Consider the following 14,580-nt stretch of genomic DNA (forward strand, 5'->3'; position numbering starts at 1 on the left):
CATCAACGCCGGATCAGCGGCCCGTCCAGCACCCGCTGCGCATAGGCCGCTTCGTGCGCGTGTTCCACGCGATAGCGGTCGCGCGCGGCGCGCATGGCGGCCTGGTGGGCGTCGATGTTGGCCTGCGTCAGTTCCACGCCGAAATCGGCCGGCGGCGGCGTGCCACCGCCAAACAGGCGCGCCAGGATCAAGCGGCCCACATTGTCCCGGTAGTGCGACACTTCCCAGTAATAATGCATGTCGGGCTTGCCGCTGACGAGCGGGGTCGCTTCCGTCGTGATGCTGTTAAAGCCGGAAAAATCATACAGTCGCACGTCGCAGCCCTGCCGGCGGTGGCGCTCGGCAATCTGCGCCAGGCCACGCTGCCAGGCCTGCATGGCGTCCCACTTGCCGCGCCAGTGCAGCGCGTACAAGGTCAGCGCATGCGTGGGGTTGATGTACAGGCGCAGTCGCATGGCGCCCTGGCACAGCTTGGCTATGCTGGCGTCAAACGCCAGTGTCGAGGGCCGCGTCGGCCCCAGGCCGTCGCCGAATTCCTGCAGCCGCACGGGAATGGCGTCCTTCGTACCGAGCCAGTGCTTGATGCCCATGAGGGTGCAGGTCTCGTCGCGCTGCCCGTACAGGGCCAGGTTGGAGCGGCAGGTATCGCCGGCCTTGCCGGTGAGGATGCGCACGCTGTCCTCCGTCATGTCCAGGGTCAGCCCGCGCTTCAGGTTGACGAGGGCGCGCCGGGCGAAAAAGCCGTGCCCGGCGCCCGTCAGGCTGTCTTCCACGCGCGCCGCCCCCATGTCCAGGGAAAAAGTGGGCGCGTCGATGCCCCACACCATGGTCTCGACGCGGCTGACCCTGGCCGCATGCTCGGCCAGGCGGATGGCGTCGCCGATCGAGGCGCCCGACACGGCGCTGTTGAAGACGCGCTTGCCGTCGAACAAGGCGCGCATGCCCGTCGGCAAGCCCAGTTCCGTGCGCGAATTGCCGATGTAGATGATGGCCGGCCGGTAGCGCGCCACGGCATAGGTCTTGGCCCAGGCGCCGAGCTTTTCATTCAACTGGCGCGGACGCTGCAGCAAGGGGCTGTCCCACTGGTGCAGCAGGTAGGGATCGACCTGGTAGTTCAGCAGCGAGACGGAGCCGAGCGCGAGGCAGACGCAGGCGAAGAAACCGGTGACGTAGTGGCGGGCGGCAGTGTCCATGCTCAGAATTGAAAATAGAGAAATTCGGTGACCCGGTTCATGCCGAAGATGCAGGCGACGAACAGCGCGGCAAAGCCCACGCTCCAGCGGCGCGTGGGCCGCCAGCTGAAAGCCCAGCGCCCTGCGGGTTGAAAGATTCTTTCAATGGCGGGCTCGTAGAGAAAGAATATTTCTTGCGTATTCGGCGCCTTGAAGGCCAGCAACATGGCGCCCAGCAGCACGGGCAAGCCTGGCCCCGCCAGTTCGATCCAGCGGATGCCGCCGAACGCCGGATGCAGGCCCCACTGCGCCAGGCTGGCCGCGTGGCTGGCCAGGCCGCGCGGCAGGCTGACGCCGTTCGCCCCCACCAGCGCGCCCGTGATGTCCCAGGCCGTGGCCACGTCGGGCGCGCGGAAAAAGATCCAGGCCAGCATCACGGCAAGAAAAGTCAGCAAGCTCGGCCACCAACGCGCCGTGGCCGCGCCAAACACCCGCTGCCACGCCTGCTGCAGCACCAGGTACAGGCCGTGCAAGCCGCCCCAGATGACAAACGTCCAGCCGGCCCCATGCCACAGGCCGCCCAGCAGCATGGTCAGCAACAGGTTGCGGTAGCGCATGGCTTCGCCGCGCCGGCTGCCGCCCAGCGGGATATAGAGATAGTCGCGCAGGAAGCGCGACAAGGTCATGTGCCAGCGGCGCCAGAAGTCGGCGATATTGGCCGCCTTGTACGGCGAATTGAAGTTCAGCGGCAACTTCACGCCGAACAGGCGCGACAGGCCGATGGCCATGTCGGAATAGCCGGAAAAGTCGAAATACAGCTGGAAGGTATAGGCCAGCACGCCGATCCACGCCTCGATCAGGGTCGGTGTGGCGCCGGCCGTGAAGACGGGGATGGCCAGCGGCGACAGGTTGTCGGCGATCAGCACCTTCTTTGCCAGGCCGATGGTAAAGATCGACAGGCCGATGGCGAAATTGGCGGCGCGCGGATGGGCGTTGGCCGGGTCGGCGAACTGCGGCATCATGTCGCGGTGGTGCAGCACGGGACCGGCGATCAGGTGGGGGAAATAGCTGACGAACAGCACGTAATGGATGAAGCGGTATTCGCGCACCTCGCCCCGGTAGCAATCGACGAGGAAGGCGATCTGCGTGAAGGTGAAGAACGAGATGCCGATCGGCAGGATGATGTCGAGGCCGGACCACGGCAGGCTGCCAGCGCCAGCTCCGGCGGCCACGGCATTGACGCTGTCGATGAAGAAATGCGCATATTTGTAGTAGGCGAGCAAGCCCAGGTTCAGCGCCAGCGCCGCCACCAGCACGCGCTTGCGGGCCATGCCCGCGCTGGCGCCGATCAGGCGACCGGCGCCGTAATTGACGCAGATCGAGGCCAGCAGCAGCGGCAGGTAGCGCACGTCCCACCAGGCATAGAAGAACAGCGAGGCGAGCGCAAGCCAGGCGGCCGGAGCCAGGCGCCAGCTGGCCTTGGTGCCCCCGGAAGACGCCCAGCGGTCCAGCAAAAAATAGCCGGCCAGCACGATGGGCAGATAGCCGAACAGGAAAGCAAAGGAATTAAACAGCATGTTGCCTCCTGGCAGGCAGCGACTGCACCTGGTAGTAACACTCGGCAATCTGCGCCGCCACCCGTTCCCACGTAAAACGTTCCACCAGGGCTTGCACGCGCTCGCGCTCGGGAGGCAGTGCCAGCCATTCGAGGATGGCCTGGCGCTGCGCGGCGCCGTCGTCCCAGGCCACCTTGCGCAGCGCGAAGACGGAATCGGGCAAGTCCAGCGCGCTTTGCGCCGTCATGACGACGGGCGTGCCGGCCGCCAGCGCTTCGAGCACGCTCAAGGGAAACACCTCGCCCTGGCTGGGCAAGGCCGCCACGGCCGCCGCGTGGAAGGCGCTGGCCAGCAGCGGATCGGCGTGGTCGAGCGCGCCCAGCCAGCTGACGTGCGGCAAGTCCAGCAATTGCTGCAGATACGCCTGCTGTTCGCGCGGCGCGGCGCCGATCAGCACCAGGGGCACGCCGGCGCCCGCCAGCGCCTGCGCCAGTCCCAGCTGGTTTTTGTAGGGCGAAATGCTGCCCACCATCAGCACGAACGGCCCGGCGATGCCCGTCTCGCGCAGGAATAAATCGCCATTGGCCGTGAAAAAATGCGGGTTGATCCCATTCGGCAAGACGCGAATGGCATCGATCGGCATGCCGAACCCTTGCACGATGGCGTCGCGCTCGGCCTCGCCCAGGGCGATCACCACGTCGGCCAGCTGCAAGGCGCGCCGCGTTTGCGCATAGCTTGTTTGCACCATCCATTCCGTCAGGCGCCCCGCCAGCCGGTCGGCCAGACGCGCGCGCCAGGCGCTGGCGCGGCCCCAGCCCGGCGACAGCAGCGGCGACAGTACCACGGGCACGCCTTGCTCGCTGGCCATTTCCATGATGCGGTAGGTGCCATTGCTGGCCGAAAACACGTGCAAGACGTCGAAGTCGGCCAGCCGCTGATGGTTGGCGTCGACCAGCTGCACGTCCAGGGGCCGCGCCGGTAACTGGGGCAGCCGGTTCAGCGCGGCAATGGTTTCGCGTACCTGGATCTGCAAGCCGCCGTCGCGCTGGAACAGCATCGGGTAGGACAAGATACCGACACGCATGGTCATCCTTTCGTCCATTTGACTGCCAGCCAGCGTCCCGCCAGCTTGCGTTGCAACAACAGAAACTCGCCGGCCAGCTCATGTTTCAACAGGAACAGACCCGCCAGCCAGCACAGCAAGGTGGCCAGCGCCGTGCCCGTCAGCGCCAGCAGCGCCGGGGTTGCCGTTGGCAGCCACAGCAGCGAAGCGACGGGCGCGACGGCGCTAAGGCCGCACAGCAGCAGGCTCTTGCGCAAGGCCCGCGCCAGGATGCGCCAGTCCAGGGCGCTCAAGCGCCGCAGGCAACGGTAGTTCAGCCAGCTGCGCAGCACATTGCTGAGGACCACGGCCCAGGCCACGGCCACCAGACCGAACGGCGCCGCCGCCAGCAACAGCGCCACCTTGATGACGCCGGCGCAGGCATCAAGCCGTACTTGCGCGTGCAGCTGGCCCGTCGCCACAAACAGGTAGCGGGCCATGCTGAACATGCTATACACGGCCGAAGACAGGCACATGATGCGGATCAAGGGCACACAGGCTAGCCATTGCGTGCCATACAACACCTTGACCAGGGGCAAAGCCATGCAGGCGAGAAAGAGAAAAAACGGCCAGGCCAGCGCCGTCATGTAGCTGATCGTGCGCAAATACACGAGTTCCGCCCCGCCCTGTCCACCACCCTCGCGCGCGCGCGCCGCGAACAGGGGAAACACCACGGGAGAAATCGCGCTGGTAATGGCCTGGTTAAAAATATTCAGCACGCTTTGCGCCTTGCCGAACAGGGCCAGGCTTTCAATGCCGATCAGCTTGCCAATGATCAGGTCCGGCGCCGCCACGCCCGCCTCGTCGACGAGACCGCCTCCCGTCGCATACGCGCCAAAGCGGGCAATATCGCCCATGCCGCGCCGTTCCGGCAGCCACGGCAGTTCCTTGGGCCGCACCAGCAGGCTCACCAGCAGCGAGGCGCAGGAACCGGCCAGCGCCGCCCACACCATGCTCATGTAACTGCAGCCCTGCAGCGCCAGCAGCACGGCCACCAGCAGGTTGACCACGCTATTGGCCGCGTTGATGGCGTAGATGGCGCGAAAGCGCAGTTGCCGGCGCAGCATCGGTAAGGTCAAGGCGCTGAACGGTATCAACAGGAAATTGATGGCCAGTAGGCGCAGCACGAGAGTCAGCCGGGGTTCGCCATAGAACTGCGCGAGCGGCGCGCTGGCCAGCAGCACCGTACCCGCCAGCAGCCAGGCGACGAGCAGGCTGGTAGCCAGCGCGGCCCGCAATTTCACCACATCGAGCTGCTTTTCCTGGATCAGGTATTGCCCCACACCGAAATCGCGCACCACTTGCGCCAGCGCCACCAGCACGGCGCCCAGCGAATACACGCCCACTTCGGCCGGCGTCAGCAGGCGCGACAGCACCATGGTGGCGACGATGCCCAGCAGCAGCACCGTGTATTTTTCGGCAAACGAAAAGAAAAACGAATGGCGGGTGGCGCTCATGCGGGCCACCCGCGCCTAGACAAGGCCGGCATAAAACTGGCGCAGCTGGCGTTCCAGGCGCGGCATCGAATAGCGCTGCACGGTTTCCTCGCGCGCCAGTTGTCCCATGCGGACGCGCCGTGGCACGTCCAGCAGCAGCTGCGCCACGGCCGCGCAGGCGGCGTGCTCGTCGTCCAGCGGCAGCAGCAAGCCGCCTGCGCTGTCGTGCAGGATATCGTGGGTGCCCGGCACATCCGTCCCCACGGCCGGCACGCCGCAGGCCATGGCCTCGATCGTGGCAATGCCGAAACCTTCGTTTTTACTCAGCAGCACATGCAGGTCGAAGGCCGGCATCAGCAAGTCGATGCGCTGCTGGAAGCCGGCAAACACGGTTCTGTCGTGCAAGCCCATCTGTTGCGCCTGCAGCCGCAGCATGGGTTCCAGCGGCCCCGTGCCCACGAGCACTACATATAAGTTGGGAAACTGCGCGGCCAGCCTGGCGAACAGGGTCAGCAGCGCTTGCGGACGCTTCTGTGCGGACAGCCGCGCCACGCAGCCGAGCACGAGCGCGTCCGGCGGCAGCCCCAGCTGCCTGCGCGCCAGTATTCTCCGTTCCGGCGAGACGATAAACCTGTCCGTATCGACGCCGTTGGGAATGACGGCCAGGCGCGTGTCCGGCGCCAGCATGTCGCGGTACAGGTCAAGGAAGTGCCGCATGGACGAGGCCGACACGGCATACACGCCCTTGACGCTGCGAAACGCTTCCTGCAGCCGGGGCCGCTGCCAGTCGCTGAAGGCTTCCAGGGGAAACGCATTGTGCACACTGATCACGGCAGGCAGCCGGCATCGCCGGGCCAGCCACAGAATGGAAGCGCCATAGCTGGTCCAGCAAAAAGCCACATGAACGAGGTCGGGCCGCAGCCGCCGCAGCCGCCACGCACCCGTCACCCTGGCGCGCAGCCAGTTCCAGCGGCGCCAGGCCCAGTGCTCGAGAAACAAGGGCGGCTCATACACGCGCACTTGCATCTGTCTTGCGCGCAAGCCTTGCGCCCAGGCAGTAAAACCGGGAAAGCGCCGCAGGGCCAGCACGCTGTCATAGCCGTTCGCGCCCAGCATGCTCGCCTCTTGGGCCATGCGCAGCTCCATACCGCCCAGCTCGCCCGAATAACTGCTGATGACGATGCGCGGCAAGCGTTTACGGCGTCCTCGCCACGCTTCATGAAAGAAGCCGCGCAGCCAGGCCCGCTCCCATTGCCGCAAGAACAGGTCGGCGTGGTCGCGCCGCAGCCAGGCCCGCACGGCGCCGAGGGTATCGCGCACGTATCTGCCCAGCATCCAGCGCGGCACACCGAGCAACTCCACGCTCGGTGCGAATGTCGCCAGCCGGCACTGGCCCCGGCCAAACAGCATGGCGCGGCGCAATATCCAGGCGCGCTGCACTTGCGGCACGCGGATGATGTGCGCCACCCTCGCCTGCGGACAGAACCAGGATGGATTGCCGGCAGCATGCATCTCCAGGTTGAGCCGGGTTTCGCTGCCCATGGCGTAATTGGCCCCCTGCGGGCCGATGCTTTCGTCATAGCGGGCGCCCGCCTCGAAGATGCGGCGGCGTATCGCCATGTTGGCGCCCCAGACCAGGCCCGGATAGATGGGGGCGTCGCGCAGGTCGGGGCTGGTGATGCCCCACGTCAGGCCAACGGGCGTCAGGCGCAGCAGCCAATCGGCCGGTCGCTCGCGCCAGGCGGGCATGATGGCGCCGCCGAACAGGGCGTAGCCGGGGTGATCACGCGCGCTGTCCTGCAAGCGGCACAGCCAGTCCGGTGCGGGCATGGCGTCGTCGTCGCCAAACACGAACAGCTCGGCGCCATCGCCACCCAGGCGCAAGGCGTGCTCGACGGCGCCGTTCAGGGCGGGACTGCGGCCGCGCCGCGCCACGCAGAGATGGCTCAAGGGCAAGCGGCCACGGAAAGCGGTGATCACCTGGGCCGTCGCGTCCGTGCTGCCATTGTCGGCGATGACCAGGCGCCAGCCGCCCACGGGCGGGCGCAGCCCCATGTAGGCGCGCAATACCTGGGGCAAGGTGCCGGCGCCATTGTAGGTCGCCATGAGAACGGTCAACAAGGACATGCCTCCTTGGTCTTACCATGACAAAACTATGCATCAAGCAGTGTTGATCCAGTGTACTGAGCCTGCCCGCCAGCCCGTTGACAGGCATCAAGACCTTGCCAAGCCGGGCACAACCAGGAGCGTTCCCCTTCATGCGCGACATATTAATCACCGTCATCATCCTGGGTTCGCTGCCCTTCATCCTGAAGGCGCCTGCCATCGGCGGCCTGATGTGGGTCTGGGTCAGCGTCATGAACCCGCACACGCAGGGCTGGGGTTTCGCCACCCACATGCCATTTGCCTTCATCATCGCCATCGCCACCCTGCTCGGCCTCGTGATGACGCGCGAACCGAAGAACCTGCCGCTCACGCCCGTCAGCGTGCTGCTGCTGTTGTTTGTCGCGTGGATGAATGTGACGGCGCCGTTCGCCCTGCTGCCCGAATCGTCGTGGGTGCAGTGGAACAAGGTCATGAAGATCATGCTGATGAGCTTTGTCGTGATGATGGTGATACGCACGCGGCGCGATATCGTGCGCCTCGTCTGGGTGCTGGTGGGCTCGATCGGCTACTACGGCGTGAAAGGCGGCATCTTCACCATCCGCAGCGGCGGCACGGAACGGGTGTGGGGGCCGGAAGATACGTTTATTGGCGATAACAATTCCCTGGCCCTGGCCCTGATCATCACCATCCCCCTCATGTATTATTTGCAGCAAAACACGGACAAGCGCTGGCTGCGCCACGGCTTGTCCGGGGCCATGCTGCTGTCGGCCCTGGCCGCGCTGGGCTCGTATTCGCGCGGCGGCCTGCTGGCCATTGCCGCCATGGGCCTGTTCATGTGGATCAAGAGCGACCGCAAGCTGGTGCTGGGCGCGCTGCTCGCTGCGGTCACGCCGTTGTTGCTGGCCTTCATGCCCGAGCGCTGGGCCGAACGCATGGACACCATCAACACGTATCAGGACGATGTGTCCGCCATGGGCCGCCTGAATGCCTGGCGCATGGCCTGGAACCTGGCGCGCGACCGTTTTCTCGGCGGCGGCTTCGACGTTTCCGACGCCGCCATCTTTGCTCGCTATGCGCCGAACCCCATGGATGTGCACGCGGCGCACAGCATTTATTTCCAGGCGCTGGGCGAACACGGCTTTGTCGGCTTGCTGATTTACTTGGCGCTGGGCATCGCCACCTGGCGCACGGCGGCCGCCATCATCCGCCGCACGCGGGGCAAGCCGGAACTGCGCTGGGCGCTGGGCCTGGCCACCATGAGCCAGGCCAGCCTGATCGGCTTTGCCGTGGGCGGCGCCTTCCTCAGCCTGCTGTATTTCGACATGCCGTATTACCTGATGGCCGCCCTGATCGCCACGCGCATCATCGTCGAGCAGCAAGCGCCGGCCTCAACTGCTCGGCAAGTCAAACCCCGGATCGCCGTCGCGGAGCAGCCATGACGGCCACCTTGTCCATCCTGATCTACCACCGCGTGCTGGCCCGGCCCGACCCGCTGTTTCCTGGCGAAGTCGATGCGGCCCTGTTCGAGCGCCAGTTGCGCCTGATAAAACGTTTCTATACGCCGCTGCCGCTCGGCGAGGCCGTGCAGCGCCTGCAAGATGGCAGCTTGCCGCCGCGCGCCGCCTGCATCACCTTCGACGACGGCTATGCGGACAATGCGCAAGTGGCCCTGCCGCTGCTGCAGCGCCACGGCTTGCATGCCACGTTCTTTATCGCCACGGGCTACCTGGACGGGGGGCAGATGTGGAATGACACGGTGATCGACGCCGTGCGCCAGGCATCCTGTCCCGTGCTGAACTTGCGCACACACGGCCTGGGAACCTTCCCCATCGCCAGCCTGGCACAGCGGCAGGCCACCATCGCCACCTTGCTGGGCCAGCTCAAATACCTGCCGTTTGCCCGGCGCCAGCAGCTGGCCATGTCCATTCGCCGCCAGGCGGGCACCAGGGCAAGCCCGCCAGCCATGCTGAGCACGGCGCAGCTGCGCCAGTTACATGCGGCCGGCATGGAGCTGGGCGCGCACACGGCCAGCCATCCGATTTTATCGACCTTGCCGGAGCGGGCGGCGCAGCTGGACATCGCCCACGGCAAGCGCCAGCTGGAAAGCTTGATCCAGGCGCCCGTCACCCTGTTTGCGTATCCGAACGGCAAGGCCGGACGCGATTATGGCGCGCCGCACGTGGCGATGGTCAAACGCCTCGGTTTCAAGGCGGCCGTCGCGACGGACTGGGGCGTGGCGCGCCCCGGCGCGGCTCTCGACTTGCTGCAGCTGCCCCGTTTTACGCCGTGGGATCGAGGACGCCTGGCGTTTCTGTGGCGCATGCGGCAAAACCGCCTTCAAGCGCACCCAGCGCGCCCGGATGCTGGCTGAGCCACTGTTCCAGCATCAGCAGCAGCCACACCATGGTGCCGTGATAGGCCGGGTGTTCCGCCAGCAAGCGCCCTTGCAGATCGTCGATGAAGGCGGGCCGCACGATGCCGCGCCCGCGCAGCTGCGTCAGGTTGTCGAACGCAAACTCGCGCAGCGGCACGTGGCTATGCAGCCACTGGCCGAAAGGCAAGCCAAAGCCGTGCTTTTTCTTGCGCACGATGGCCGGCGGCAAGATTTCCGCCAGCGCCCGCTTGAAGAACGGTCGCAGCCGCGTGCCGTCGAGCTTGTCCCGCGGCGCCAGGCCCGCAGCGAATGCCACCATCGCATCGTGCAGGAAGGGAAACGCCGCTTCCACGCCGGCCAGCTCGCTGGCCTTGCGCACCTTGAACAGGTCGTTGTCGGCCAGGGTAAAGCGCATGTCCAGGGCCAGCAGTTCATTGATCTGGCTCAAGCCCTGGCCTTGCCGCTCCCAATACGCGCCATTCACGCAGCCGGGCGCCATGCCCGGATCGATGGTATCGATAAAGCCCGCTTCCAGCACCGTGCGGTAGCCATGGCGCAGCAGCAGGTTGTAGCTGTCGAGCCTAGCCGGCAGCGGCAGGCTCGCCTGCTCGATGTAGCGGCGCGCCTTGTCGCCCAGGCGCCACGGCTTGCCACTTTGCTGGCGGAACAGCAGCGGCTCGATGATGGCCTGGCGCAACATGACGGGCAAGCGTTCATATTGCGACAGCAAGGCCTGGTGCGCATAACGCTCATTGCCGCCAAACAATTCATCGCCGCCGTCACCGCCCAAGAGGCGCGTCACGCCATCCTCGCGCGCCATCTGCGCGCAATAGTAAGCGGGAATGGCCGAGGCATTGCCGAAAGGCTGGTCGAAGATGGCCGCCATGGCGGGAATCGCGGCCAGCACGTCGTTTGGCGTCACGTAGCGTTCGTGGTGGATGCTGCCCGCGTGGCTGGCGGCCAGGCGCGCATAGGCCATTTCGTCATAGCCGGGCGCGTCAAAACCGATGGAATACGTGCGCGCGGGCCGGCCCGTCACTTGTCCCATGATGGCGGCCAGGGTGGAACTGTCCGTGCCGCCGCTGAGAAACGCGCCTGTGTCCGCCCCGTCCGCGCCGAGGCTGCTTTCCACTGCCTGACGCAGCAGGCGCAGGAATTCCTGCTTGTTCGCGGCAAAAGTGTCACGCGTGCGCGCCGTGCCTGGCTCCTGGAAGGCCAGTTGCCAGTAACTGCCCTTGCATTGCTTGCCGCCGCGCACATGCAGGTATTCGCCGGGCAGCAAGCGCTGCTGGCCAAGATAGGCCGTGGCCGGGCCGGGCACCATGTGGAAGAACAAATAATGATACAGCGCCTGCGGATCGAGCGCGCCCCGCACGGACGGATGGGCCAGCAAGGCGTCATGCGAGGAGGCAAAGAACAGCCCTTGCGCATTGCTCGCATAGCTGAGCGGATGCATGCCGGCGCGGTCCACTGCCAGCAGGGCCGAGCCGGAAAAGGCGTCGAGAATGGCCAGCGCAAATGGCCCGGACAGGCTGGCGCAAGCGGCCACGCCCCGGCTCAGCCACAGGGCTGCAAGGCGGCACGCCACGTCGTCGGCCGAGCCGTCGAGCTCGGGCCGGCCCCAGAGGGCCACCTGCAAGCCATCCTGCTGATACACATGGCGGCTGCCATCGATGGCAGCCACGGCCACGCCGCCCACTTCGCTGAGGCTGGCGGCCAGCGGCGCGCCATCGAATCGCGACAAGGGCGCGGCCATGCTTGCCAGCGCGGTGGGCGCGCCGCTATCGGACGCCGTGCCGCCAGCATCAGCCCAGTTCGCCGCCGCCAACCAACCGCACAGGCCGCTCATACGAGCACCTCGGCCGGCAGCGGATGGCCGAGAAACGCCGTCGGGCTGGCCGTCAAGCCATACGCGCCCGACTGGAACACCACCACCAGGTCGCCCTCTTCGGCGCGCGCCATCTCCATTTGATCAGCCAGCAAGTCCAGCGGCGTGCATAGCGGCCCCACAACGGACGCCACCTCGCGCGCCCCGCCGTGCAGCCGGTTGCCGATGGCAACCGGGTAATTCTTGCGGATCAGCTGGCCAAAATTGCCCGAGGCGGCCAGGTGATGGTGCAAGCCGCCATCCGTCACCAGAAAGACCTGTCCATGCGACACCTTGCGTTCAAGCACCTTGCACACATACACGCCCGCCTCCGCCACCAGATAGCGGCCCAGTTCCAGGTTCAGGCGCACGCCAGGCGCCGCCGGGGCCAGGATGGCCAGCTGCCGCTGCAAACCGTCCGCCACGGGGACCAGGTCAAGTGCCTGGTCGCCGGGGAAATACGGCACGCCGAAGCCGCCGCCGATATTCAGGGTGCGCAAGGGCGATGGCGCGCTGTCGGCCAGTTGCAGGGCCAGCTGCACGCTCAGGGCCTGCGCTTCGGCCAGGGCCGCCCCCGACAGGCTTTGCGAACCCGCATACAGGTGAAAGCCGTGAAAATCCAGTCCCAGCTGGCCGATGCGGCCCAGCAGCGCCGGCACCAGGGCCGCATCGACGCCGAACGGCTGCGCGCCACCGCCCATGCGCATGCCCGTGCGGCGCAAGGCGAAGTCGGGATTCACGCGCACGGCCACCCTGGCCGTCACGCCCAGCCGTTCACTGGCCAGCGCCAGCCGTTCCAGCTGAGCACCCGATTCCACATTGACCAATACGCCCGCCGCCACGGCCCGCGCCAGTTCCCCATCGCTCTTGCCCGGCCCCGCAAAACTGATGCGCTCCGCCGCCATGGGCGTATCGAGCGCCGTGGCAAGTTCGCCGCCCGACGCCACGTCGATGCCATCGACCAGGCCCGCCAGCCACTGCACCACGGCCGGCATGGGGTTGGCCTTCATCGCGTAATGCACATGCACGCCAGCAGGCAACGCGGCGCGCAGTCCGGCCATGCGGCGCGTGATGTGCGCCCGTTCATAAGCGTAAAACGGCGTGCTGCCCACCCGCTGGGCCAGCCAGCGCAAGGACAGGCCGCCGATCTGCAGCATGTCGCCATCCACAGCGAACTGGCGCAGCGGTGAGTGCGACGGCAATTCCGTGCTGTTCGAGCGAATCAAGTCCTTCATGCCGCATCTCCTGTTTGGACCGCATACGCGCGCGCCAATTCCCTGGCCAGCAGGGGACGGTCGATCTTGCCATTCGGGTTGCGCGGCAGCACGCCGTCGCGGATTTCCACCCACAGCGGCACCATATAGCTGGGCAGGCGGGCGCGGCAGGCGGCCAGCACGCTGTCGCGCAGCAATTCCACACCGGGCGCGGGCGTGACGAGCAAGGCGATGGCCTGGCCCAGCACAGCATGGGGCAAACCCAGCGCGGCGGCCTCGCCCACCAGCCCGCTTGCATACGCGACTTCCTCGATCTCGGCCGGGCTAACCCGGTAACCGGAGGTCTTGATCATGTCATCGCTGCGGCCCACGAAATACAGATAGCCTTCCGTATCGCGGCGCACGGTGTCGCCCGACCAGACGGCCAGTTCCGGCAGCACCAGGCCGCTTGCCTGGGGCGGCAGCGGCTTGAAGCGCTCGGCCGTGCGCGCCGCATCGTTCCAGTAGCCGAGCGCCACCAGCGCGCCACGGTGCACCAGCTCGCCCGGCTCGTCGGCGTCGCACGTGCTGCCGTCCGGACGCAACACCAGCACTTCCGCGTTGGGGATCGCTTGTCCGATGGAATCGGGGCGCCGCTCCAGCTGTTCCGGCGCCAGGTAGGTCGAGCGGAACGCTTCCGTCAAGCCATACATCAGGTAGACCTGCGTGCGCGGCAGCGACTGGCGCAGCCGGTCGAGCGTGGTTCTCTGCATGACGCCGCCCGAATTGGTGATGTAGCGCAAGGGCGTTGACAGGGGCCAGCTCAGTTGCGACAGCTGTACCCACAGGGGCGGCACGGCGGCCAGGCCCGTGATGGCTTCCTGCTCGACGGCTTCGACGATATCGCGCAGCAGCAGATAATTCATCAGCACGGCGCAGGCGCCGCTGGCAAAGGCCGTCGTCAGTTGGCTCAAGCCGTAATCAAAACTGAGCGGCAGGACGCACAAAATGCGGTCTTCCGGCGTGTTGCGCAGATAGCCCGACACGCTGAGCGCGCCCGCCAGCATGTTGCGGTGCGACAGCACCACGCCTTTCGGCCGCCCCGTGCTGCCCGAGGTATATAAAATGGCGGCCATGTCGATGTCGATGGCCCCGTGCGGCTGGGCCGAGGGCGCGCCAGCGACAGGCACGGCGTTCCACGGCAGCAGCCGTATCTTGCCCAGGCTCGATTGCGCCTCGCCTTCGCCCGTCAGCAGCACCGTGCGCAAGTCCGGGCAGGCGGCCAGCGCCGGGCCCAGCTGCGCCAGGCGTTCGCGCGAGGTGACGAGGATGGCCACGTTGCAGTCGGCCAGGATATACGCCACCTGATCCGGCTTGAGCAGCGGATTGACGGGCACGAACACGCCGCCAGCGGCCGCCGCGCCAAACATGGCGCTGACGTTTTCCGGGCGTTTTTCCAGGTACACGGCCACGCGCGCGCCGCGCTGCAAGCCCAGGGTCAGCAAGGTGGCGGCCGCCTCGCGCACGGACTGCGCCAGCGCGGCATAGCTCAACTCCGCGCCTTGCCACGACAGGGCCGGCGCGTGGGGGGTGCGCTGCGCCGTTTCGAAGATCAGATCGTGTATCAGTGTCGCCATCGTGTCATCCCCGGGTTGCCATGATTGCCATGCATCCCCCTATGATTCAGACAAACGGCCACAGCGGTCTTGATTTTGATCAATTAACAGTTTCAGCAACACAGCTTGAGCCGGCGCAAGACCGTCGCTGGCCGCTG

At 66.5% G+C, this 14,580-nt stretch carries 10 protein-coding genes; 2 read left to right on the forward strand and 8 right to left on the reverse strand.

Features of this window, described 5'->3' with window-relative positions; translation table 11 throughout:
- Positions 1 to 2 precede the first annotated feature (2 nt).
- From SJI03_RS09505 to SJI03_RS09525, 5 genes are read right to left on the reverse strand one after another with little or no spacing between them, the layout of a single operon-like run.
- Entirely contained in the window at positions 3 to 1,193 is a 1,191-nt protein-coding gene (locus tag SJI03_RS09505; RefSeq protein WP_322426983.1) for a hypothetical protein, read from the reverse strand.
- A gap of 2 nt (positions 1,194 to 1,195) precedes the next feature.
- Positions 1,196 to 2,749: an MBOAT family O-acyltransferase gene (locus SJI03_RS09510; RefSeq protein WP_322426984.1), complete on the reverse strand. Its 1,554-nt coding sequence runs from the start codon at positions 2,747 to 2,749 to the stop codon at positions 1,196 to 1,198.
- Positions 2,739 to 3,812 carry a glycosyltransferase family 4 protein gene (locus SJI03_RS09515; RefSeq protein ID WP_416208738.1) on the reverse strand — a complete coding sequence of 358 codons (1,074 nt, stop codon included), beginning with the start codon at positions 3,810 to 3,812 and terminating at the stop codon, positions 2,739 to 2,741. The genes SJI03_RS09510 and SJI03_RS09515 overlap by 11 nt, the downstream gene beginning before the upstream one ends.
- A 2-nt stretch (positions 3,813 to 3,814) precedes the next feature.
- The gene (locus SJI03_RS09520; RefSeq protein WP_322426986.1) at positions 3,815 to 5,287 is read right to left on the reverse strand and encodes a lipopolysaccharide biosynthesis protein; all 1,473 of its coding nucleotides are present in this window, start codon (positions 5,285 to 5,287) and stop codon (positions 3,815 to 3,817) included.
- 15 nt (positions 5,288 to 5,302) lie between these two features.
- Complete coding sequence (locus tag SJI03_RS09525) at positions 5,303 to 7,387, reverse strand: glycosyltransferase (protein ID WP_322426987.1); 2,085 nt, start codon at positions 7,385 to 7,387, stop codon at positions 5,303 to 5,305.
- A gap of 137 nt (positions 7,388 to 7,524) precedes the next feature.
- On the opposite strand from SJI03_RS09525, the gene SJI03_RS09530 reads away from it, so the two are divergent.
- Together SJI03_RS09530 and SJI03_RS09535 are read left to right on the forward strand one after the other, a co-directional pair.
- On the forward strand, positions 7,525 to 8,811 hold the full coding sequence (locus SJI03_RS09530; protein ID WP_322426988.1) for a putative O-glycosylation ligase, exosortase A system-associated: 1,287 nt from the start codon (positions 7,525 to 7,527) through the stop codon (positions 8,809 to 8,811).
- Positions 8,808 to 9,743, forward strand: a complete 936-nt coding sequence (locus SJI03_RS09535) for a polysaccharide deacetylase family protein (RefSeq protein WP_322426989.1) — start codon at positions 8,808 to 8,810, stop codon at positions 9,741 to 9,743. The genes SJI03_RS09530 and SJI03_RS09535 overlap by 4 nt, the downstream gene beginning before the upstream one ends.
- Here the strand turns inward: SJI03_RS09535 and SJI03_RS09540 are convergent.
- Genes SJI03_RS09540 through SJI03_RS09550 form a run of 3 tightly spaced genes read right to left on the reverse strand, consistent with a single transcriptional unit; the run spans position 9,652 to position 14,443 of the window.
- Complete coding sequence (locus SJI03_RS09540; protein ID WP_322426990.1) at positions 9,652 to 11,595, reverse strand: asparagine synthetase B family protein; 1,944 nt, start codon at positions 11,593 to 11,595, stop codon at positions 9,652 to 9,654. The genes SJI03_RS09535 and SJI03_RS09540 overlap by 92 nt on opposite strands.
- A complete protein-coding gene (locus SJI03_RS09545) occupies positions 11,592 to 12,848 on the reverse strand; it encodes a pyridoxal-dependent decarboxylase, exosortase A system-associated (protein ID WP_322426991.1) in 1,257 nt (418 codons plus the stop codon). Before SJI03_RS09545 ends, SJI03_RS09540 begins: the two co-directional genes overlap by 4 nt.
- Positions 12,845 to 14,443: an acyl-CoA ligase (AMP-forming), exosortase A system-associated gene (locus tag SJI03_RS09550; protein ID WP_322426992.1), complete on the reverse strand. Its 1,599-nt coding sequence runs from the start codon at positions 14,441 to 14,443 to the stop codon at positions 12,845 to 12,847. Before SJI03_RS09550 ends, SJI03_RS09545 begins: the two co-directional genes overlap by 4 nt.
- Positions 14,444 to 14,580: the final 137 nt, after the last annotated feature.

It is taken from the genome of Janthinobacterium sp. GMG1, from assembly GCF_034427795.1.
Taxonomy (GTDB): Bacteria; Pseudomonadota; Gammaproteobacteria; order Burkholderiales; family Burkholderiaceae_D; genus Janthinobacterium.